Here is a 20,918-nt window from a genome sequence, read left to right on the forward strand (position 1 = left end):
TGGCCGCACCAGGGCGCGAACGGGGCAACCCCAGTGCTCTCGTGGTCATCTACCTGTACGAACGCAATGACCTGGGAGAGGGCGGGCTGTGCACGGTTCCGGTGCGGACGGTGGCCACGAGAGGGGCACCGCCGGTCCCTGGTGGGCGCCCGCCGTGGCGAATCTGCTGATCGGACTGGTCGCGATACTGCCCGGCCTGTGCGTACGGTGGCTGCTCGCCCGATACGCGGTGATCCACTGCGCCGGCGGATTCGGCTGCGCCGGCAAGTCGCCGGACAACACGCTCGGCATGACGCTGGGCGCGGTCCTGGGCGGCGGGTTCGTCCTCGGCATGGTGCTGGTGGTGGACATCCTCATGCCCTGGCAGGAGGGCCGGCCGGTGCATGTGTGGCTCGGCATGGCGACCCTGGTCCCCGCACCGTTCGCAATCGCTCAGGCCGCGGGGTGGATTTAGAGCGTGTCGCCCGACTTCGGCATCGGCCGGGGTTTCCGTTGAAGCTCGTAGACTCTCGGCGTGGCATTCATGAGCACCCCCCACTGCTGCTTCCTGTGATCGGAAGGCATTGAGGGCGATGTCGGACGGCGTCGCCCTCCTCGGTGTGCCTGCTGCGTGAACACCGCTTCCGGTGCCGCCCGTATCGAGGTGGCCGGACTCCGGGCCCGCTCCTTCGCGAGGCGGCCTTCAGAGCGTGGGCAGGCACGGCCCCTTCCCTTCACTGCCGCCAGGAGTGCCTTGTGCCCGTGTCGCCTTTCCTCGCCCTCGAACCGTTCCTCGATCTGCTGCGCTGTCCGACGTGCGGGGCCCGTCTCCACTCCCACCGCGCCTCGCTGCGCTGCCCAGTGGGCCACACCTACGACATCGCCCGCCACGGCTACGCCAGCCTCCTGACGGGCACCCGTGCCGTCAGCGGCGACGACGCGGCCATGGTCCGAGCGCGGGACCGGTTCCTGTCCACCGGCAGGTACCGGCTCATCCGCCAGGCCGTGGTCCGCCTGGCGGCCGACGCCGCACCCGACCGTTGCACGGTCGTGGATGTCGGGTGCGGCACCGGCTACTACCTCGCCGGCGTACTCGACCGGATGCCCGGCGCCCGTGGTCTGGGCCTGGACACCTCTGTGCGCGCTCTACGTTCAGCGACCCGGGCGCATGACCGAGCCGCCGCGGTGACCTGGGACGTGTTCCGCCCCTTCCCGCTGGCCGAGGGGGCGGCCGACGTCCTGCTGAACGTGTTCGCCCCGCGCAACCCGTCCCAGTTCCACCGTGTGCTGCGCCCGACCGGCCGACTGGTCGTGGCGCGCCCCACGGGGAGGCACCTGGCCGAGTTGCGCGGTCAGGTGCCCACGATGCTCACGGTCGACCCGGCCAAGGAACGGCGCCTGCACCAGGCCCTGGACCCCTACTTCGAGGCCGCCGGCAGCCGGAGGGTCGAGTACACCACGTGCTTGACCGGGCCCGAGGCCCTCGACCTGATAGCGATGACGCCGAGCGCACACCACCTGAACCGCGCCGACCCGGCCGATGGATGTCGCCTCCTGCCCGGCCCGGTCACCGTCTCCGTCCTGGTCACCGCCTACCGGCCTCGGTGACCACGAGCGGGCCCGGCGCCAGCCGCTCCGGCAGCGGACCGGTGCCGGGCCCGCGAGACCCCGGTCCGGGCCGGCGCCGGTCGGGCACACGGCGAGGGCCGCACCCCCGCCGGGCGGGGGTGCGGCCCTCGACTGCCGTGCCTGAGCGCCTACTTGCGGATCAGGTTGCGCAGCACGTACTGCATGATGCCGCCGTTGCGGTAGTAGTCGGCCTCACCGGGGGTGTCGATGCGGACGACCGCGTCGAACTCGACACCGCCGTCGGTGGTGACCTTGACCGTGCGCGGCGTGGTGCCCTCGTTCAGCTCGGTGACACCCGCGATGGAGAAGGTCTCCTCGCCGGTCAGACCGAGGGACTCGGCGGACTGGCCCTCCGGGAACTGCAGCGGCAGCACGCCCATGCCGATCAGGTTCGAGCGGTGGATGCGCTCGTAGGACTCGGCGATGACGGCCTTGACGCCGAGCAGCGCGGTGCCCTTCGCGGCCCAGTCGCGGGACGAGCCGGAGCCGTACTCCTTGCCGGCCAGGACGACCAGCGGGATGCCCTGCTCGATGTAGTTGCGCGAGGCGTCGTAGATGAACGACACCGGCGCGTCGGCCTGGGTGAAGTCGCGGGTGTAGCCGCCCTCGGTGCCCGGCGCGATCTGGTTGCGCAGGCGGATGTTGGCGAACGTACCGCGGATCATGACCTCGTGGTTGCCGCGGCGCGAGCCGTAGCTGTTGAAGTCACGACGCTCCACACCGTGCTCGGTGAGGTACTTGCCGGCCGGGGTGTCGGCCTTGATCGCACCGGCCGGGGAGATGTGGTCGGTGGTGACCGAGTCGCCCAGCTTCGCGAGGACGCGGGCACCGGCGATGTCGGTGACCGGGGCCGGCTCCATCTGCATGCCCTCGAAGTACGGGGGCTTGCGGACGTACGTCGACTCGGCGTCCCACTCGAAGGTGTTGCCGGTCGGGATCGGCAGGGACTGCCACTGGGCGTCGCCCGCGAAGACGTCCTGGTAGGACTTGTTGAACATGTCCTCGCCGATGGCGTTGGCGACGACGTCGTTCACCTCGGCCTCGGTCGGCCAGATGTCCTTCAGGTGGACCGGGTTGCCGTCCTGGTCGGTGCCCAGGGCGTCCCTGGTGATGTCCACCTTCATGGAGCCGGCGAGGGCGTACGCGACGACCAGCGGCGGGGACGCCAGGTAGTTCATCTTGACGTCGGGGTTGATCCGGCCCTCGAAGTTCCGGTTGCCGGAGAGGACCGAGGTGACCGCGAGGTCGTGGTCGTTGACGGCCTTGGAGACCTCCTCCGGCAGCGGGCCGGAGTTGCCGATGCAGGTGGTGCAGCCGTAACCGACCAGGTTGAAGCCGACCTTGTCGAGATACGGGGTCAGGCCCGCCTTCTCGAAGTAGTCGGTGACGACCTTGGAACCCGGGGCGAGGGTGGTCTTGACCCAGGGCTTGCGGGTCAGGCCCTTCTCGACCGCCTTCTTGGCCACCAGCGCGGCAGCGACCATGACGTACGGGTTGGAGGTGTTGGTGCAGGAGGTGATGGCCGCGACGGTGACCGCGCCGTGGTCGAGCGTGTAGCTCGTGCCGTCGGGGGCGGTGACCTGGACCGGGTTGGACGGGGCGCCGTTGGGGCGGAGGGCCGGGGCGTCCGAGGCCGGGAAGGACTCGACGCCGGCCTCGTCCACGACGTCCACGTAGTTGCGGACATCCTGCTTGAACTGCTCGGCGGCGTTCGCGAGGACGATACGGTCCTGCGGACGCTTCGGGCCGGCGATCGACGGGACGACCGTCGACAGGTCCAGCTCCAGCTTCTCGGAGAAGTCGGGCTCGGCCTTCGGGTCCAGCCAGAGGCCCTGCTCCTTGGCGTAGGCCTCGACGAGCGCGACCTGCTGGTCGCTGCGGCCGGTCAGGCGCAGGTAGTTCAGGGTCTCGTCGTCGATCGGGAAGATCGCGGCGGTGGAGCCGAACTCCGGCGACATGTTGCCGATGGTGGCGCGGTTGGCGAGGCTCGTGGCCGCCACACCCTCGCCGTAGAACTCGACGAACTTGCCGACCACACCGTGCTTGCGGAGCATCTCGGTGATGGTGAGCACCAGGTCGGTGGCGGTGGTGCCGGGCTTGAGCTCACCGGTCAGCTTGAAGCCGACGACGCGCGGGATGAGCATGGAGACCGGCTGGCCGAGCATGGCGGCCTCGGCCTCGATGCCGCCGACGCCCCAGCCGAGGACGCCGAGGCCGTTGACCATGGTGGTGTGGGAGTCGGTGCCGACCAGGGTGTCGGGGTAGGCCTGGCCGTTGCGCACCATGACCGTGCGGGCCAGGTGCTCGATGTTCACCTGGTGGACGATGCCGGTGCCCGGCGGGACGACCTTGAACTCGTCGAAGGCGGTCTGGCCCCAGCGCAGGAACTGGTAGCGCTCCTTGTTGCGGCCGTACTCCAGCTCGACGTTCTGCTTGAAGGCTTCGTTCGTGCCGAACTTGTCGGCGATGACGGAGTGGTCGATGACCAGCTCGGCCGGGGCCAGCGGGTTGATCTTCGCCGGGTCGCCGCCCAGCTCCTTCACGGCCTCGCGCATGGTGGCGAGGTCCACGACGCAGGGAACACCCGTGAAGTCCTGCATGATCACGCGGGCCGGCGTGAACTGGATCTCCTGCGACGGCTGGGCCTGGGAGTCCCAGTCGCCGAGGGCACGGATGTGGTCGGCGGTGATGTTGGCGCCGTCCTCGGTGCGGAGCAGGTTCTCCAGCAGGACCTTGAGGCTGTACGGAAGGCGGGCCGAGCCCTCCACCTTGTTCAGCCGGAAGATCTCGTACGACTCGTCGCCCACCTGCAGCGTGCTGCGGGCGTCGAAGCTGTTCGCCGACACGACAGTCTCCTTCATTGATGTGCGCGTACCACCGCAATGCTGCCGCCACGACAGCTGGACCGATCCGCTGAGGTAAGGCTAAGTTAGGTAACCCTTACTGGAGCGTCGGCTGTGGTGCGCTTCGGCAGATATCTCGATGTCGAGATAACTCTAGTACATGGGTGCGGCTCGGTCATGCCGGAGCCACCCCCGGGGCCCCGGAAGGCCCCCCGGGGTCCGGAAGATCCCCCCAGGGGCCCTCCATGCACCCCTCCACTCACCCCGCCTGTCATCAATCGGCCGAGCCGGGGTATCCGAGTGAGCCGGGACATCCGACCCGGGTCGGGCGAGCGAGAAAAGGAGGCATCTGCATGCCACTCACGTTCCGCAAGAGCTTCCGGATCCTTCCGGGGGTGCGCCTGAACATCAACAGGCACTCCTGGTCCCTCACCACCGGAGGCCACCACGGGCCGCGCCACACGCACAGCAGTACCGGACGTCGTACGATATCGATGGATTTGCCGGGACCTTTCGGCTGGCGTCGAACCCGTTCCACCAGGCGCCGTTGATGAAGCATCACCCGAATGGACCCCCCAAGAGGCGCCATCTCATATCTGAGATAACCTCAGTCACATGTCAGACGACTACCTCGTACGTATCGGCAGGCTCATCCGTGACGCCCGGCAGCACCGCGGCTGGACTCAGGCGCAGCTCGCCGAGGCGCTCGGCACCAGTCAGAGCGCCGTCAACCGGATCGAGCGCGGCAACCAGAACCTCAGCCTTGAGATGATCGCCAGGATCGGCGAGGCCCTGGACAGCGAAATCGTGTCCCTGGGCTATGCGGGTCCCATGCATCTGCGGGTGGTCGGCGGCCGTCGGCTCTCGGGCGCCATCGACGTCAAGACAAGCAAGAACGCCTGCGTGGCCCTGCTGTGCGCCTCGCTGCTGAACAAGGGGCGCACCGTGTTGCGCCGGGTCGCCCGCATCGAGGAGGTGTACCGCCTCCTGGAGGTGCTGGCCTCGATCGGCGTCCGCACCCGGTGGATCAACGAGGGGATCGATCTGGAGATCGTGCCGCCCGCGGACCTCGACCTGGAGGCCATCGACGCCGAGGCCGCCCGCCGCACGCGGTCCATCATCATGTTCCTCGGGCCGCTGCTGCACCGTATGGACCGCTTCAGGCTGCCGTACGCGGGCGGCTGCGACCTCGGTACGCGTACCGTCGAGCCGCACATGATCGCCCTGCGCCGGTTCGGGCTGGACGTCACCGCCACCGAGGGGCACTACCACGCGGTGGTGGACCGGACCGTCGCCCCCGGCCGCCCGATCGTGCTGACCGAGCGCGGCGACACCGTGACCGAGAACGCGCTGCTGGCCGCCGCCCGCCACGACGGGGTCACGGTCATCCGCAACGCGTCCTCCAACTACATGGTCCAGGACCTGTGCTTCTTCCTGGAGGCACTCGGCGTCGCGGTCGAGGGCATCGGCACCACCACGCTCACGGTGCACGGTGTGCCCAACATCGACGTCGACGTCGACTACTCCCCCTCCGAGGACCCGGTCGAGGCGATGAGCCTGCTGGCCGCCGCGGTCGTCACCGAGTCCGAACTGACCGTGCGCCGCGTGCCGATCGAGTTCCTGGAGATCGAGCTGGCGGTGCTGGAGGAGATGGGGCTCGACCACGACCGCAGCCCCGAGTACGTGGCGGACAACGGCCGCACGCGGCTGGTCGACCTCACCGTACGGCCCTCCAAGCTGGAGGCGCCGATCGACAAGATCCACCCGATGCCGTTCCCCGGCCTGAACATCGACAACGTCCCGTTCTTCGCGGCCATCGCGGCCGCCGCGCAGGGCAAGACGCTGATCCACGACTGGGTGTACGACAACCGGGCCATCTACCTCACCGACCTCAACCGGCTCGGCGGACGGCTGCAACTCCTCGACCCGCACCGCGTCCTGGTGGAGGGCCCGACCCGCTGGCGCGCCGCCGAGATGATGTGCCCGCCGGCCCTGCGGCCCGCCGTGGTGGTCCTGCTGGCGATGATGGCGGCCGAGGGCACCTCGGTGCTGCGCAACGTCTACGTCATCAACCGCGGCTACGAGGACCTCGCCGAACGACTCAACTCGGTCGGCGCACAGATCGAGACGTTCCGGGACATCTGAAGGTCCTCGGAAAAGACGCCGTCATACCCCTTCTGACCTGCGTAAACGCGAGGCAAGAGGGGGCGTGGCGGTGCCTCTGGGACTTTTCTGGGACTTTTGATCGGAACCGAAGGTGTCTATCTTGTGGGCCGGAGCGAGTCCGGAAAAAGGACCAGGTCAGGACCTTTTCCCGGCTCACTGCCCCGCGTGCGGGCGCCCAGAGCGTCAGACGAGCGTCATGACCGGCAGCCCACGCCTCTGCTCGGGGCAGAACACGCTGCCACAACCATGCTCACCCGGCACGGGCCCGCACTGTTCGCTCCAGACACCGGCTCGCACATCATGGCCCGCACCACATCCCGGCCGTCATAATGGAGTCATGTCCTCCAGCTCACAGCACCCCGCCCCCGCGCCGATGGACCTCTCTGGCACGGACGTCGAGGACCTCGCGCTGTACCGGGAGAAGTTCCGGCGCCGTCTGCCGGAGTCGCTGGAGGAGTTGCACGGCCCCGCCCAGGGGGTCGTGGAGCTGCCGTTGCACATGGCCTGGTCCGGGATGACCTCGTACGACCTGGACAAGCCGCGCCAGCGCATGGGCCTGTACCGCACCGTGCTGCACGAGGGCCTGCGCGACGACCTGCCCCGCTACCTCAACCAGGGCCTGCTCCTCCAGCTGTGGCCGGTGCTGCGCACACTCGTCGGCCGCACCGTGCGCTCCGTGTGGGAGGACGCCTTCCCCCAGCTCGCCTCCCGCACCCGGGCAGCCGCGTGACGGACATGCCGGAGCTGCACACGCGGCTCCTGGCGGATGTGATCGCGCTCGGCTCGCCGTATCCCCTGGTTCTCACCGGTGGGTACGCCGTGCGGGCGCACCGCCTCGTCAACCGCCCCAGCCAGGACCTCGATGTCGCCACCGAGAACCCGGCGCCCATGGCCGACATCGCGGCAACGCTCCGCGCCGGCCTGGAAGCCCGCGGCTGGAAGGTGCACGCGCTGGAGACCGCCCCGCTGTCCGCCCGCTTCACCGTGACCGACCCTGCCACCGGGCAGGACTGCGAAGTCGACATCCTCAAGGAGATCTTCTGGCGGCCGGTCGCCCAGAGCCCGTACGGGCCCGTCCTCGCGGAGGAGGACGTGATCGGGACCAAGGTCCGCGCCCTCGCCGACCGCGGAGCGCCCCGCGACCTGATCGACGTGTTCGCAGCCTCCCGCCGCTGGACCAATGTCGAGCTCGAGGAGTTCGGCCGCCGCCACGCCCGCGGCCGCTTCGAGCGCGAGGATCTGCAGTCGAACCTCACGGGCGCCGAGTGGACCGACGACGAAGCCTTCGCCGCCTATGGGCTCGATGACGCCGCCATCACCGCTCTCCGCGCTTGGGCCTTGGAGTGGGCCGACGACCTCGCGGCCCGTCTCCTCGAAGAGGCCGATAATCCGGACATCGACTGATCACATCCGGACGAGACCGCATCTGCCAGCGGCCAGAGCAAGAGAGCAAGGAATGAGTACGCGGGAAAGCAATCGGTCGCGGGCTTGTCCGACGACAAGCCCGCCGGGCAGGCCCTCGGTGTGCATCTGCCGGAGGCCGCCGCCCAGCCAGGCGCTCTGGCGGCGTACGGCCCGTTAGTTCTCGGCGCTGCTCTGATCCGCCCCGAGCAGCCGGATGTGACGCCACACGTTCGCGTGGCTGCGCTGCGCCGCGCGTACCCAGGAAGGAACAGAGTGCCAGTCGACGGCTACCTCGCGTTCGCCCCAGGCCACCTGCATGATCCGGCGATCAGCGGCGAAGTCCTCGACGAGGTCGCGGCGCAGGAAGAGCAGGTGGCCTCGCCAGGGCTTGTCCACGCGGAAGACTGCGGAGGCGCGCCGACCGTCCAGACCCACGAGGTCCACACTGCCGGGCAGTTGGCGCAGGTCGAATCGGGCGGCGAAGTCAAACGATGGCACGTCGTAGCTCCCGCCGAGCCCGATCTCCGAAGTGCTGTCGGGGGCGAAATCCACGGCGACCTGGCCGAACTCGATGCTGTCGTCCTGCCAATCGCGACGCAGCGCTCGGTGCGGGAGGGCGCCTGGGGCATCGTCGTCGAAGTTCAACTCGAATCGAGGGCTCCAGGGCATCTCAGCGGCCAGCACGTCGCGGACCGTCGGCAGCGGAGGGAAGAAGTGGTTTCCCAGATACTGACAGTCACTGGCGAGCCGCTCGGCGGGTTCCGCGTCCTCCGGCTCCAGCAGGAGGGTGCGGAAAAATCCGAAAACGGTCCGCCCGGCGTGGCGATGGTCCAGATACCCCTCGACTAGAAGCCAGCCGCCGTCCACTCCGTGGATTTCCATGGGTGACCAGAGCTCGTCCGGAACCGCCACCGTCCCCGAGGTGAGCCAGGTCTGGTCGTCGGTGGGCTCCACAGGCGCCCACAGTGGAAGGGGCATGGGCGCCGCCGGGGGCCTATCGGGAAAGGTCGGGTCGATGTCAGGCATCAAGCGTTCTGCGTCCCCGAAGGGAGCTGGTGCGCGGCCGATGTCCACGAGGCGACCGATCATCTCGTGGTAGGCGATCCAGCCGTACTTCTTACCGTACCGCTCCACCCTCCTTTTGGTGCTGTAAGGCCGTTCGGCGTTCGCGGCAATGGACTGGTCGACGCTGCCGAATTCCTTCTCACGCCAGCCCAGTCCCCAGACGCGGGCCATGACCTCGGCGCGGGCCCTGCGGTAGTCGGGGTGGTCGAAGTCGTAGTTGTCTCTGCCATTGATGGCAGCCCCGATGATGTAGTTCTCGAAGTCCATCCCGAAGGTGCGGTCGCACTCCTCGGCGTTGGGGTCGTCGTCCTCCATTACCTCGGCGGGCGCCACGACGGCGAACCTCGGCGCGAAGGCATCAACCCCGTCCGGGACGGCGGCTGGGTGGAGTGCGCCGGCGAATTCATAGGTGGCCCGTACATAGCCGCGCAGTTGCTCGTGCGAGGTGGGTGTGGTCCCGCCGTCGAGGAAGCGATCGCGCAGCTGCACCAGCCAATCCCGCAGCGCGCCTTCGAGCGGTCCGCCGGGATCGGGCATCTGGTGGGCGCTGGCGGCCCCGAACGCGGCGGCGACGAGGCGTTCGACGACGTAGGGGTCGTCGACATCGAGCATCCGAGCGGCGAGATCAAACAGCCGCTTGGGTTCCGGACGACCGTAGCGCTGGAGAGCTTTCGTCGCCAGGTCCCGCATGCTCGTGTCCGTGGAAGTCAGCAGCCAGGCAATAGCCTGCGCGTCCAGGTCGTCCCTCTCGGCGCGAATGCCGCTTCCGGTCCACCTGTCGATCGCTCGTTCCAGGTCTGCCGTGAGCCGGCCTGGAGCCCGGCCTCGAGCCCATTCGGTCCAGCGCAGGTCGCGTTGAGGGAGAGGCAGTTGGCGCAGGACCTGGTCGAGGAAAGCGGCGTTCAGGCGGTGCGGAGCGGACCTGCGGACCTCCCACAGACGGTCGAATGCGGACCTGCCCTTCCTCTTGCTGGGATGTCCGGTAACGAGCGCGGTTGCGAGCGCGTCGACAGTTTCGTCGTCGAGAAAGCCAGACTCGGTATTGAGTTCCTGGGCGAGCACCAACGAACGATGCTCATCCGGGGCGACGCGCCACAGGTGGTGTCTGGTGAAGCGGCGTGGCACCAGTGAGATGAGGCCGATGAGGATGTCCTCGCCGAGGGGGTGCGCATGGTCGCCCAGGAGAGACTGCCAGAGAGCCGCCTCCGCGAGCTGCTCGTTGACCTCCGCGTAGGGCATGCGCACCAGAATCGCGTCGGCAATCAGGTATCCGGCGAGGCGATCAAAAACGAAGCCGCACTCAGTGTCGTCGGAACCCCTAATCTCCTCGCGGAAGACCACTCCTTCCTCTACGAGGCGCCGGAACAGGCTTTCATCCCAGTTCGACTGGTCGGCGTCGAGGATTCTTCGCGCTTCGTCGAACGGAAGCCGACGGACGTTGTGCGTCCACATGTATCTCGCCAGAGCAGTGAGGCGGCGCTGGATCTGGTCGGCCGGCACCGGGATGCGGGCCGGGTCATGGGCCAGCCGCTCGACCACGCCCTCGCGGTACAGCTCGAAGACGCCGATGAGGGACTGAGGCAGCGCCTCCACGCCTACCGGCACTCGGCGGTCGTGATTCGCGGCCTCGCAGTACATGCGGACGAACAACGGGTTGTGGAACTCCCCGATCGGTAGCCAGGCATCGGCCGGGTTGATCAGGTAGTGGCGGAAGTAGATGCGGAGGATGTCATCGACTTCCGCGCGCTGCCACTCCAGTTCCAGAGGCACCGTGTCCTTCGGAAGAGCCTGGTCAGCGAGTGCTTCGCGGAGGGTGACGATCACCGCCACGTGAGGGTAACCGCCCAAGGCCGGTGCCAATCCGGCGAGCAGTGTCCTCCACTCCGAGGGCCGCTCGGCCTCGTTCAGGCCGTCGATGATCAACGGAATCCGGCAGCCGGCGCGGTTGCCGGCTGAGTTGAGCGCTTCCAGGAGGTCCTCGAAGTGGTCGACCTTCAGTCCGGGGATCCGTCGCGCGAGGTCGTCGAGGGTCCCGCCAGCGCGCAGGTTTCCGCCCTGGATGAAGACTCCTGCCGTGGGCTGGTCGTTCGGTGAGGTCATCTGCGCGGCGAGGTGCGTCTTGCCCTGTCCCGCGGCGGCGATGACGGCGAGTAGGGGGGCTTCGATGTCTGCCCGTGTGTCGTGCAGCCACTGGACGATGTCGCGGATCTCCGCGCCGAGGCCGGTGACCAGCAACGCCTCGGGCAGGCGTCGCTGCCTCAGTCTGAGCACCAGGCGTCGCAGCGTGCGGGGAGAGGTCGCGGGCGGCCGCTGTTCGGCGAGGCGCTCGCGAACCTCCCAGGGCCGGAGGCTCCTGCCGGCGTCAAGGACCTCCCGCAGGTCATCGACGAACCGGTCCAGGTCGTCGGCAATCTCGACGGCGCCTTGGCGGAAGGTGGTGTCGAGGCCGTTGAGGGCTGCGCGCAGTGCCTGGATCCGGGCTGCGATGTCGTCGGTGCGCTGCTGCAGCCACTCGAACGACGCCGGGCGCAACAAGGCCCGGTCGATGCGGTGCTCCACGTGGTGGGAGGTGTGCAGCCGTGGCGTCCACCGGGCCTCGACGGGCGCAACAGATCGCTTGTGGACTTGCGCCAGTACGTCTGCGGTGAGGGCGAGTTCACCGAAGAAGGTAGAGCGGAGCTCGTCATGTCCGGCGAGCTGGGCGTCGTAGTTCTCGGTGGACCAGAGTTTGACGCGGACACCCTGTCGACTGAGTCCGTTGATCCATTCCTCGTCCCCCTTGGCGGGCCGCTCTGGAAGACAGAGGACGAAGTCGGTCAGTCCGGCGACGTGCTCAATCGCCTTGGAGAGCGAGTCCTCGATCTGCGTGCGCTGGCCTGCGCTGAGCTCATTCTTGCTGTTGAGGATGAACCATTTGCACGACCACCCCCAGATCCGGCCGGGGTCGCCCAGAGCACCGGCATGGTCGACGTGCAGATAGAACTCGACGCCGGGCTGGTTGCGGCGCTCCCGCATCGTGCCCAGCGCACCATAGCGACGGGAGACGATGGCCCGCGTGAGCGCTTCGAAGTTCTGGTCGGCGGCGCCGGGCAAGCGTGCCAGATCAGTCAGATCCACCGTCGCTCCGGTTACTCGCATCCGACCGCGTGATCGCGTCCTCGTCCCATTCGTGGCGCGAGAAGACCTCGACCTTCGCGCCGTAATGGAGGAGCACCTTCAGGAATCCCTGGACATCGGACTCGTCGGTCCAGATCCGGACCGTCTCGCCTTCGCGGGTGACGCTGTGATCAAACGCGTAGTTGTCGACGTCGTACCGCCCCATGTCGTACAGCTTCATTTCGCGCAGTGCTTCCCCGAGTTCGGGAGGCATGCGCTCGTCAGAGCTCCGCCAGTCGTCGTCGGACCACGCGGCCTCGGCTAGCGCCTGCAGGGCCTCCATGCGCTCCTCCGCTGCCTTCGCGCCGGTGACCGTCTGGAATCGGCCGATCAGAACCAGGTCCATCGAGTGCTCCGAGCCGTATCCGTTCCAGATCCTCATCGTGCCTCCCTCAGCGCCTGCACGGCTTCCATGATGGAGCCCTCAACTGACACTCCCGTGGGCGCATACGCGTGGGGGCGCAGGACGCCAGTCGCGTCGACGTGCATGTGCGCGTCGAGGGGGTGCTCGCCTGGGACGGCCTCCGCGGTGGGCAGCGCGGCCTCTAGACCAGTACGGGAGATCGCAAGCCGAACCCCGGTCCTGGCGGTCGCGGCCCACTCGACGAGGCGCTGCGCCTCGGCGTCACTGATACCGGGGGTTGCCGCGGTCGGCTGCTCCGGCAGGAGCAGAAGTTCAGACGCGCCGACCTTGTCGGCGAACTCGGCGAGGTCATCCAGTTCGCCGACCGTGTTGGCATTGATGACGGCGTTGATGCCGAATGGGGCGAGGGAGCCGAGCAACCCGGCCGCCTGGACCACGGCCGCGAACGGTCGGCCGCGGAGCCGCTCGTAGGTGGCTCCAATCCCGTCGACTGACAGACGGACGAAGTGCACGGCTCCGCGCAGGGATTCGACGAGCTCGGGTGTGAGCCGGTGCCCATGGGTCGTGAAGGTCACCGCCATAGACGTGGACTGGGCTATGTTCGAACACAACTGGGCGAAGCGGCGGTACGCGGTCGGTTCCCCGCCTCCGAAACCGACACCGAGGCACCCGGCGGCATCGAGTTCGACCGCCCATGCCAGCACACGCTCCCTGCCGAGCGTGGCGGCGTGCTTGGGCGCGTAGCAGTAGGCACAGTGCAGCTCGCAGGCGTTGGTCAGCGCGACGGACAGGTACCGCGGAGCACGGGAGAACTGCTCAGCGGGAACAGGCACCTCGTCGAGCAGCACGTTCATCCCGGAGACGCGGTCGAACAGGTGAACACCGGCTGCGGACAGGCGAATCTTGCACCTCACCGACAATATGATGCCACCGCTGTCGGTGACGCCGGGGCCGGACTGGGCAAGCTCGTCGGCGTCGTGCGCGCACGCTGATTTCCCGACAATGCGAACAACCGGTTGGTGACTGGCGCCGGGGTCTCCTACAGCCGCTCGATGCCATGAACCGCGCGCGGTTGGCGAAGCGGCAGGCGTCCCTCGGCAACCAGGCGCTCGACCAACTCCAGTGCCTTGGCCTGTCGGACAGGAGTGACCAGTCGTTCGCGGTACGTCGAACTGCGCGTTCGGTCCGGAGCCGACCCGTCGCCTGCCGCCCTCCACCGGCGCCGGAGACCCGGCGGACCCGTCCGAGGTGCCGTCACCCGCGAACGCCGGGCCGTCCCAATGATGACCATGCCGAAGTACCACCGATGCACGGACACCAGCCCACACAGCACCCGCACACCAGCATAGAGTCGAAAGAGTGGCTCCTGACACGGGGAGTTCCCTGGGACTTTCCTGGGACTTCCAGCTGCATCAACGGGTACGTACACGAAACAGCTGAAAGGTCATTCCTGCAGGTCAGCAACCCACGACCATCCATCGTGGCAGGTCACGGGGCTGACTGGTCCCTTCCGGAACATCTGACCGGCGCGGTGTCGTGTCCCTTGAAGGCAAGGGGCACGACACCTCAACATGGCAGCTGACCTGCGGATACTCACCTTCACGACCCTCCACTGATCACTGCTGTTTTTCAGCACCTTGGGCAACGCACGTGCAAGATGATCTGGCATCGTTGACGGCACGTCAGAGATGCTTGAGTATCCGTCAGCTTCACGGAGAGCTGTCGCCGAAGTGGCCCTCCACACCGGTCTGCAGCGCGTCCTCGGCATCCCGGTGAAGAGGCTGCACGGCGTGCACGGCATGCGGGAATTCTTCCGCCAGGATCCGGTTGTAGCGCTCGACCTTGCCGTTGTGCCGTGGGGGGTACGGCGTGATCCGCTGGTGCCGGCCTCTTTCCTGACATCGACGTGGACCATGTGACCTGGTCGACGAGCAGTGATCCTTTGGGGTTCCCTGTTCCTCGCCCCGTTTGCGTCGACGAACCGGCGCCGGTTCAGCCCCAGCCGGGCCAGATGTCGGCTCACGGTCCGTCGGCTGATGGGTGTCCCGGCTCGTGTGAGCTCGAACGGGATGCGGGCTGCCGACCACTTGGGGGCGCGTCGGAGCACCCTCGACCTGGGCTACTACTCCGTCCGGGGTGGCCGTCGGTGGGTGTCGTGGCGGCGAGGAGCGGTCCAAGAGCCCGATCTCGCCGAATCTGCGATAGCGGTCCACCCACTTTGAGGCACAGGCCCGGGAGCTACCGATCCCAGCGACGACCTGAGCAATGGGGCGAGTTCGGCAGCGCTCGACGAGGCGGCGGCGCCCGTCAACGGACAACGGTGCGTTGCGGTGAGTCACGCGGCTCACCGCGCTCGTGGGTAGACGGGGCCCGCGGTGGCCAGCCTCGGCCGTGATAGGTGGGCGACGAGGAGGAGCAGGACGCCACAGGTGGCGACCAGGATCCAGCCCGGGCGGGACGCGTGTGCGAGCCCCGTCGGGCTGGTGGCCGTGACCAGGCCGCCGGCGAGAGCGATGCCGAGGGCGGAGCCGAGTTGCCGTGCGGTGGACGTGATCGCCCCGGCCACGCCGGCACGGGCGGGTGGCAGTCCATTGACCGCGGTGTTGGTGATCGGGGCGTTGGCGAAGCCGAACCCGATGCCGATGAGCGAGTATGCGGCCAGAAGCAGGAGCACGCTCGTGTGCGGGGTGAGCCGGACCAGGCAGAGCCCGCCGACCGTGATGAAACCGCCGGCAAGGAGCAGCGGCAGTCGCGGTCCCGTGCGGCCGACCATACGGCCGGACCAGGGGGCGCAGACGGTCGCTCCGACGGCCAAGGGCAAGGTCGCCACGCCGGCGGCCAGCGGCGTCCATTCCCGGGTGTGCTGCAGGTAGAGGGTGTTCAGCAGCAAAGTCATGTTCAGGGCGACGAAGGCCGCCACCGCGCCCACGACGGCACCGCTGAAGACCGGGCGCCCGAAAAGCCGCAGATCCATCAGCGGCTCGCGTCGGCGGGACTCGACCCACACGAATCCGGCGGTCGCCACGGCAGCCCATGCGTATCCCGCCAGCGCCTCAGGCGACGTCCAGCCGATGCGCGGCCCTTCGATCAGGAAGCCGACCACGACTGCAAGGACCATGGTCAGCAGGACCTGGCCGGGCAGGTCGAGCCGCCGCGCCCGCTGTGCCCGGGACTCCGGCACGAACACCGCACTGAGCAGCAGAGCGGCCGCGATGACCGGTGCGTTGATCCAGAACAGCGCCCGCCAGCCGAGCCCCGCGAGGAGCGCGCCGCCCGTGACGGGTCCGGCGGCCATGCTCAGCCCGAACACTGACGCCCAGATGCCGATCGCCTGCGCCCGCTCCTTCGGGTCTGGCATCGCGTTCACCACGATCGCGAGCGCCACGGGGCTGAGCATCGAGGCGCCGATGCCCTGCAGGGCGCGGGCCGCGATGAGTACGCCCGCCGACGGGGCGAGCGCGCAGACCAATGAAGCCGCGCCGAACACGGCCAGCCCGCACTGGAACACCCGGCGGCGTCCGAAGCGATCCGCCAGTGCGCCGGAGGAGATCAGGAGACTGGCCAGGACGAGGGTGTAGGCGTCCACGATCCATTCGAGACCGCGCGTGTCGACATCCAGTCCGCGCCCGATGGCCGGCAGACCGACATTGACGATGGTGGTGTCCAGGCCCACCAGGAACATGCTCAGGCAGCAGACGGCCAGTACCGTCCAGCGCCTGCGCGCACTCCGCATGGGTCGAACAGGGTGAGTCGTCGCGGTCAAGGTCCACCTCTGATGTCCGGGAACAATGCCCGGCAAGGATCGGACCGGACGACGACCACGGCCCATCAATTTTGCGAACACTGCAAAACTGGCTCCATGAACACAGGATCCAGGAACGCGGAGCTGGAGCAGATTCTCGACGGCATCGGGCCCCGCCTGCGCAGGCTGCGCCGGGAACGGGGACTCACTCTCGAGGCACTCGCGGCCACGACCGGGATCTCCGTCAGCACACTGTCCCGGGTGGAATCGGGCAAGCGGAGCCCGACTCTGGACCTGCTCATCCCGCTGGCCCGGGCGCACCACGTCGCACTCGACCAGCTGGTGGCGGCGCCGGCCAGCGGTGACCCTCGGGTGCACCTCCAGCCCCTTCACAAGGAGCGCGGGAGCGTCCTCGTGCCCCTGACGCAGTATCCGGGCCGAGTGCAGGTCTTCAAGCAGGTACTGGCACCCCGCCAGCCGGAACTGGTCACCCACGAGGGCTACGAATGGCTCTACGTCCTCGCCGGTCGGCTACGCCTCATCCTCGGGGCGCAGGACTTCACGCTGCGGCCCGGCGAAGTGGCCGAGTTCGACACCACCGAGCCCCACTGGTTCGGCCCCGCGGACACGAGCGCCGTGGAGATCCTGCACCTGTTCGGTCCACGAGGAGACCAAGCCGTCGTCCGCGCCAGACCGTCCACAACCGATCCCGCCCCGCCGACCGCCCCGAAACCACCGTCAACAACGTCATGACCCGCAACACCTGGAGGTCGTCGCCGTGCTCACGCCCCGGGCCCGCACCCTTCACCTGGGCACGGCGAACTACTGCTGGCTGAGGTCGACGGAGAGCATGCGATTGGCGATGCCCTCGTGCGCACTGGCGATTGCCTGATCCACCAGTTGTGTGACCTCGCCGGGCCTGTGGCCCGGGTGGCCAGCTCCACCCACAGGTTGCGGGCGTCGTTCGGGTCGCCCCCAAGCTACGCACATAGACCCATCACGTAAACATCTGGCCGCGTACGGTCGAGGAGGCCAGCCTGCGCCTGGATTGGGTGGGAATCGGCGAAGCGGCCCAGCACCCTACTAGCGACGCCATCCGCTCTGCCCCGAGATAGCGCGCTACCACGGCTCGACGCCTGCCCCAGCCCAAGCGCACGGTTTAGGACTCGTAGAAGCCCACTCCTCGGCGGCGACTCCCCGCGAGGTGCACACGGCGATCTGGAACAACATCAGCAGCCCATCGACCAAGTCGCTGCCGTCCCGCGCGGATCGCTCATACAGGGCCGTGAACATGGCCACAGCCTGTCTGGGCATGCTGGTAGGGCCCTGGCCGCCATGACGGCCAGGGCCCTACCAAAGGGTGTGCAGGTGCGGGCTCAGGTCACCATCGGTACCAGCGTCCTCGGCCGCCGCCGGCGGTAGTGGAGCGCATGACGAAGCCGAGCAGCCACAGCACCAGGACGGCGACCGCGACCCACCAAAGGACCTTTATGGCGAACCCGGCGCCGAAAAGGATCAGTGCCAGAAGCAGAACAAGCAGCAGGGGAACCATATTTATCAACCTCCTGCGCCGTCGTGTGCCCGGCGATTCTGCCTTCATTCCCCGCTGCCGCCTTGTTTGTGCAGGGAAAGCCGGGGCACGGGAGGACTACCGCGAACGCGGCACCCGGGCCACAAGGAGGCACATTCCATGACTGCCGGCGAGAAGGCCAGGGCGAAGACCGCACGGGCCGAGGGCAAGGTCGGAGAGGCCCTGGGCAGCGCCGTCGGCAACGACCGCATGGCCGCCGAAGGACAGACGGAAAAGAGCACGGGCGATGCACGCGCGCCCAGGGAAAAGACCAAGGACGCGCTCAAGCACTGACGCCGATCCTCTCCTCTATTCGAAGGACCTTTCCGCGCATGATGCGGGAAGGCCCTTCGAAGTGGACCAGCTTTTAGTACTCCAGCTGTCAGCAGCAGCGGTTCCGCAGGACGCCCCTTCTACTGCTTGCGTGCGCCTGCGTCATGCCCAGCACCAGCAGCGGCCAAGCCGTTCCTCGTCGCTGACGTGAGCGCATCGTCCTGTGTCAGGACTGGGTGGCGGTCTCGCAGTCGGGGTGGATGGGGAAGATCTGGTTGAGACCGACGATGCTCAGGATGCGCAGAGTGTGGGCGGGCACGGCAGCGAGTGCGATGTTCGCCCGGGCAGCGTGGGCGTGGTTGTGGGCGGTGATGAGGGCACTGAGGCCGCTGGAGTCGCAGGATTCCATACCGCTCAGGTCTAGGACGAGGCGCTGACCCGGTCGGAGGTCGATCGTGGGGATCAGTTCACGCAGTTCGGTGGCGCTGGCGTAGTCGAGTTCGCCGAAGATTTCCACGACGGGACCGGTGGCAGCGTCTCGGGCGGTGATCTTCAGTGGGCTCATGGGCTGTTTCTGGTCCTGGGGTCGGGGGCTGGGACGCCGAGGGCGAGCAGGGCGGTGTCGTCGTCGAGGCCGTCGCCGAAGCTGTTCAGCAGGCCGGTGAGTGCCTCGATCAGAACAGTCGGGGGCTTGCCTGCGTGGCCCGCGGCGAACGTGAGCAGGGCCTCGTCCCCGTACAGGCTGGTGCGGTCTTCGCCGGTGCGGGCCTCGGTGATGCCGTCGGTGTAGACCAGAAGGCTGTCGCCGGGGGCGAGGGTGGTGGTGGCGGTGGCGAAGCGTGCGGAGGGCAGGATGCCGACGAGGAGGCCCCCTGGGGTGGGCAGGAAGTCGGCTGTGCCGGCGGCACGTACGACGATGACCGGAGGGTGGCCGCCCGAGGCGAGACGGACGGCGACCTGCCCGGTGACGGGGTCGGGTTCGAGGATGCCGAAGATGGCAGTGCAGTAACGCGGGTCACCGCTGGCCGCGTAGCGCTCGTGGAGCACCTTGTTGAGGGTGGTCAGCGCGGAGACGGGGTCGGGGTCGTGCAGGGCGGCGGCGCGCAGGGTGTATCGAGTGAGTGACGTGACCGCGGCCGCCTGGGGGCCCTTGCCGCACACATCACCGAGGAAAAAGCCGAAGCGTCTGCCGTCGATGGGAAAGACGTCGTAGAAGTCGCCGCCGAGCCGGTCAGGATGGGCCGTGTGGTAGTAGGCAGCCGCGTCCACCCCTGGTACCGGCGGCAGGGTGTCAGGCAGCAGCGACTGCTGGAGCACGGCGAGGGCGTCCTGCAGCCGGGCCCGGTCCGCCTCCGCCTGCTTACGCGCCTCTTCGGCCGCCTTCCGGCCGCGCAGGAGTTCCTCTTCGTAGGCGCGGCGATCCCGCGCGTCGAAGACGGTGGTGCGGATCAGCACGGGCTCACCGGTATCGCCGTGCTTGACCACGGAGGAGACCAGCACCGGCATCCTGCCGGCGCCGGTCCGCTTGATCTCCAAGGCGATACCGCTGATCTCGCCCTGCATCCGCAGTAGCGGCGCGAAGTGAGTCTCGTGATACAACCTGCCGCCCACGGTCAGCAGGTCGGTGAAGCGCATCCGGCCCACCACCGCCTCCCGCTCAAGGCCGAGCCATCCGAGCAGTGTGGTGTTGAGCTTCGCGATGGTGCCGTCCATCAGTGTGGACAGGTAACCGCACGGCGCGCTCTCGTACAGCTCCTCCGCGCTGCCCTCCAGCAGGGCGGCGAACGCCGCACTGGAAGCTTTCTCGTCGTCGGCCTCGTGCGGATCGGAGTGCGCGCTGGTGCGGCACATCATCGCAGGTCCGCCAGGAAGCTCAGTATGGCCTCGTTGGTGGCTTCGGGCGCGGACAGGTGCGGGCAGTGCCCGGTCGCATCGAGGGTGACCAGTGTCGAGCCAGCAATCGCCTGGTGGACGAAGGCACCGACCTCCCGTGGAGCGATCGCATCCTCGGTGCACTCCAGCACCAGGGTCGGCACCCTCACGCTCTTCAGCTCGTCCCGCGAATCCGACAGGAACGTGGTCCGGGCAAAGACCCGCGCCATGTCCGGATCCGTGGCACAGAAGCTGTTCTTCAGTTCCTCGCCGAGTTCGGGCCGGTCCGAGTTTCCCATGATCACCGGCGCCAATGCCGCCGACCAGCCCAGATAGTTCGACTCGAGCGACGCCAGAAGCTCGTCGATGTCTTCGGCGCTGAAGCCGCCTTTGTAGCCGTCGTCGTCGATGTACCGCGGCGACGGAGCGACCATCACATGCGCCCCGATGCGCTCCGGAGCCATGTCGGCGGCCAAAACCCCGATCATCGCGCTGACCGAGTGGCCCACGAACACCGCGTCGCGCACGTCGACCGCCTCACACACCTCCATCACGTCCCGGGCATACCCGTCCAAGGAGGCGTAACGGCCCTCCGAGAACGCGGCCGCATCCGAGCGGCCCGCACCGACGTAGTCGAAGAGCACCACCCGGTAGTCCTCGACCAGGGCAGGCAGCATCAGCCGCCACATGTTCTGATCGCAGCCGAAACCATGAGCCAGCACCACGGTCCGCCCCTGAGGGTTACCGGTGACGGTGACGTTGTTCCTGCGAGCGATATCCATGCTCGGCAGTCTCTCAGGCCCCGCCCAGTGGTCCGATTTGGCCCCGAACCCTCCACATCCCGCTTGACGCCTT

17 protein-coding genes and 1 pseudogene are annotated in these 20,918 nt (G+C 68.1%); 8 read left to right on the forward strand and 10 right to left on the reverse strand.

Going from position 1 to position 20,918, the window contains the following annotated elements; all coding sequences use genetic code 11:
* Positions 1-154 precede the first annotated feature (154 nt).
* Together ACFY2Z_RS04295 and ACFY2Z_RS04300 are read left to right on the forward strand one after the other, a co-directional pair.
* Positions 155-454: a hypothetical protein gene (locus ACFY2Z_RS04295; RefSeq protein WP_390742643.1), complete on the forward strand. Its 300-nt coding sequence runs from the start codon at positions 155-157 to the stop codon at positions 452-454.
* 281 nt (positions 455-735) lie between these two features.
* The gene (locus ACFY2Z_RS04300) at positions 736-1,587 is read left to right on the forward strand and encodes a putative RNA methyltransferase (RefSeq protein ID WP_390742644.1); all 852 of its coding nucleotides are present in this window, start codon (positions 736-738) and stop codon (positions 1,585-1,587) included.
* Between the two features lie 149 nt (positions 1,588-1,736).
* Here ACFY2Z_RS04300 and acnA read toward each other — a convergent pair whose 3' ends face one another.
* Positions 1,737-4,454 carry an aconitate hydratase AcnA gene (gene acnA / locus ACFY2Z_RS04305; RefSeq protein WP_390742645.1) on the reverse strand — a complete coding sequence of 906 codons (2,718 nt, stop codon included), beginning with the start codon at positions 4,452-4,454 and terminating at the stop codon, positions 1,737-1,739.
* Positions 4,455-4,804: 350 nt separating this feature from the next.
* On the opposite strand from acnA, the gene ACFY2Z_RS04310 reads away from it, so the two are divergent.
* The 4 genes from ACFY2Z_RS04310 (at position 4,805) to ACFY2Z_RS04325 (ending at position 8,021) form a co-directional block, all read left to right on the forward strand.
* Positions 4,805-5,002, forward strand: a complete 198-nt coding sequence (locus tag ACFY2Z_RS04310) for a DUF4236 domain-containing protein (protein WP_390742646.1) — start codon at positions 4,805-4,807, stop codon at positions 5,000-5,002.
* Between the two features lie 64 nt (positions 5,003-5,066).
* Positions 5,067-6,596 (forward strand): helix-turn-helix domain-containing protein, encoded by a 1,530-nt coding sequence (locus ACFY2Z_RS04315; protein ID WP_390742647.1) that lies wholly within the window; start codon positions 5,067-5,069, stop codon positions 6,594-6,596.
* Between the two features lie 358 nt (positions 6,597-6,954).
* On the forward strand, positions 6,955-7,347 hold the full coding sequence (locus tag ACFY2Z_RS04320; RefSeq protein WP_390742648.1) for a hypothetical protein: 393 nt from the start codon (positions 6,955-6,957) through the stop codon (positions 7,345-7,347).
* Between the two features lie 5 nt (positions 7,348-7,352).
* Entirely contained in the window at positions 7,353-8,021 is a 669-nt protein-coding gene (locus ACFY2Z_RS04325; protein WP_390742649.1) for a nucleotidyl transferase AbiEii/AbiGii toxin family protein, read from the forward strand.
* A 174-nt stretch (positions 8,022-8,195) separates the two neighbouring features.
* Here the strand turns inward: ACFY2Z_RS04325 and ACFY2Z_RS04330 are convergent, their stop codons facing one another.
* From ACFY2Z_RS04330 to ACFY2Z_RS04350, 5 genes and pseudogenes are all read right to left on the reverse strand, one after another.
* The gene (locus ACFY2Z_RS04330; protein WP_390742650.1) at positions 8,196-12,203 is read right to left on the reverse strand and encodes an NACHT domain-containing protein; all 4,008 of its coding nucleotides are present in this window, start codon (positions 12,201-12,203) and stop codon (positions 8,196-8,198) included.
* Positions 12,190-12,588: a DUF6375 family protein gene (locus tag ACFY2Z_RS04335; RefSeq protein ID WP_390742651.1), complete on the reverse strand. Its 399-nt coding sequence runs from the start codon at positions 12,586-12,588 to the stop codon at positions 12,190-12,192. The genes ACFY2Z_RS04330 and ACFY2Z_RS04335 overlap by 14 nt, the downstream gene beginning before the upstream one ends.
* A gap of 32 nt (positions 12,589-12,620) precedes the next feature.
* Positions 12,621-13,520 carry a radical SAM protein gene (locus tag ACFY2Z_RS04340; protein ID WP_390742652.1) on the reverse strand — a complete coding sequence of 300 codons (900 nt, stop codon included), beginning with the start codon at positions 13,518-13,520 and terminating at the stop codon, positions 12,621-12,623.
* 834 nt (positions 13,521-14,354) lie between these two features.
* Positions 14,355-14,945, reverse strand: a pseudogene (locus ACFY2Z_RS04345) (helix-turn-helix domain-containing protein); the annotation flags it as partial.
* A gap of 5 nt (positions 14,946-14,950) precedes the next feature.
* On the reverse strand, positions 14,951-16,339 hold the full coding sequence (locus ACFY2Z_RS04350) for an MFS transporter (protein ID WP_390742653.1): 1,389 nt from the start codon (positions 16,337-16,339) through the stop codon (positions 14,951-14,953).
* A 126-nt stretch (positions 16,340-16,465) separates the two neighbouring features.
* Between ACFY2Z_RS04350 and ACFY2Z_RS04355 the strand changes: the two genes are divergently transcribed.
* Positions 16,466-17,101, forward strand: coding sequence for a helix-turn-helix domain-containing protein (locus ACFY2Z_RS04355; protein ID WP_390742654.1), 636 nt, complete (start codon positions 16,466-16,468; stop codon positions 17,099-17,101).
* Between the two features lie 628 nt (positions 17,102-17,729).
* On the opposite strand, the gene ACFY2Z_RS04360 is transcribed toward ACFY2Z_RS04355, so the two are convergent.
* Positions 17,730-17,900 carry a hypothetical protein gene (locus tag ACFY2Z_RS04360; RefSeq protein WP_014673915.1) on the reverse strand — a complete coding sequence of 57 codons (171 nt, stop codon included), beginning with the start codon at positions 17,898-17,900 and terminating at the stop codon, positions 17,730-17,732.
* A gap of 138 nt (positions 17,901-18,038) precedes the next feature.
* Here ACFY2Z_RS04360 and ACFY2Z_RS04365 point away from each other — a divergent pair, with 138 nt between their 5' ends.
* Complete coding sequence (locus tag ACFY2Z_RS04365; protein ID WP_390742655.1) at positions 18,039-18,212, forward strand: CsbD family protein; 174 nt, start codon at positions 18,039-18,041, stop codon at positions 18,210-18,212.
* 205 nt (positions 18,213-18,417) lie between these two features.
* Here ACFY2Z_RS04365 and ACFY2Z_RS04370 read toward each other — a convergent pair whose 3' ends face one another.
* Genes ACFY2Z_RS04370 through ACFY2Z_RS04380 form a run of 3 tightly spaced genes read right to left on the reverse strand, consistent with a single transcriptional unit; the run spans position 18,418 to position 20,845 of the window.
* On the reverse strand, positions 18,418-18,756 hold the full coding sequence (locus ACFY2Z_RS04370; protein WP_390742656.1) for an STAS domain-containing protein: 339 nt from the start codon (positions 18,754-18,756) through the stop codon (positions 18,418-18,420).
* Positions 18,753-20,042: a PP2C family protein-serine/threonine phosphatase gene (locus ACFY2Z_RS04375; RefSeq protein WP_390742909.1), complete on the reverse strand. Its 1,290-nt coding sequence runs from the start codon at positions 20,040-20,042 to the stop codon at positions 18,753-18,755. Before ACFY2Z_RS04375 ends, ACFY2Z_RS04370 begins: the two co-directional genes overlap by 4 nt.
* Complete coding sequence (locus ACFY2Z_RS04380; RefSeq protein WP_390742657.1) at positions 20,042-20,845, reverse strand: alpha/beta fold hydrolase; 804 nt, start codon at positions 20,843-20,845, stop codon at positions 20,042-20,044. The genes ACFY2Z_RS04375 and ACFY2Z_RS04380 overlap by 1 nt, the downstream gene beginning before the upstream one ends.
* Positions 20,846-20,918 lie beyond the last annotated feature (73 nt).

Source organism: Streptomyces sp. NPDC001222 (genome assembly GCF_042896945.1).
In the GTDB taxonomy this organism is placed as follows: Bacteria; Actinomycetota; Actinomycetes; order Streptomycetales; family Streptomycetaceae; genus Streptomyces; species Streptomyces gibsoniae.

What these genes read in the sequence shown, in the direction of transcription:
- ACFY2Z_RS04315 (WP_390742647.1), top strand. Translation starts at nt 5,067, where the DNA reads ATGTCAGACGACTACCTCGTACGTATCGGCAGGCTCATCCGTGACGCC.
- ACFY2Z_RS04380 (WP_390742657.1), bottom strand. Translation starts at nt 20,845, where the DNA reads ATGGATATCGCTCGCAGGAACAACGTCACCGTCACCGGTAACCCTCAG.
- ACFY2Z_RS04375 (WP_390742909.1), bottom strand. Translation starts at nt 20,042, where the DNA reads ATGTGCCGCACCAGCGCGCACTCCGATCCGCACGAGGCCGACGACGAG.
- ACFY2Z_RS04335 (WP_390742651.1), bottom strand. Translation starts at nt 12,588, where the DNA reads ATGGACCTGGTTCTGATCGGCCGATTCCAGACGGTCACCGGCGCGAAG.
- ACFY2Z_RS04325 (WP_390742649.1), top strand. Translation starts at nt 7,353, where the DNA reads ATGCCGGAGCTGCACACGCGGCTCCTGGCGGATGTGATCGCGCTCGGC.
- ACFY2Z_RS04360 (WP_014673915.1), bottom strand. Translation starts at nt 17,900, where the DNA reads ATGGTTCCCCTGCTGCTTGTTCTGCTTCTGGCACTGATCCTTTTCGGC.
- ACFY2Z_RS04355 (WP_390742654.1), top strand. Translation starts at nt 16,466, where the DNA reads ATGAACACAGGATCCAGGAACGCGGAGCTGGAGCAGATTCTCGACGGC.
- ACFY2Z_RS04365 (WP_390742655.1), top strand. Translation starts at nt 18,039, where the DNA reads ATGACTGCCGGCGAGAAGGCCAGGGCGAAGACCGCACGGGCCGAGGGC.
- ACFY2Z_RS04320 (WP_390742648.1), top strand. Translation starts at nt 6,955, where the DNA reads ATGTCCTCCAGCTCACAGCACCCCGCCCCCGCGCCGATGGACCTCTCT.
- ACFY2Z_RS04370 (WP_390742656.1), bottom strand. Translation starts at nt 18,756, where the DNA reads ATGAGCCCACTGAAGATCACCGCCCGAGACGCTGCCACCGGTCCCGTC.
- ACFY2Z_RS04310 (WP_390742646.1), top strand. Translation starts at nt 4,805, where the DNA reads ATGCCACTCACGTTCCGCAAGAGCTTCCGGATCCTTCCGGGGGTGCGC.
- ACFY2Z_RS04350 (WP_390742653.1), bottom strand. Translation starts at nt 16,339, where the DNA reads ATGCGGAGTGCGCGCAGGCGCTGGACGGTACTGGCCGTCTGCTGCCTG.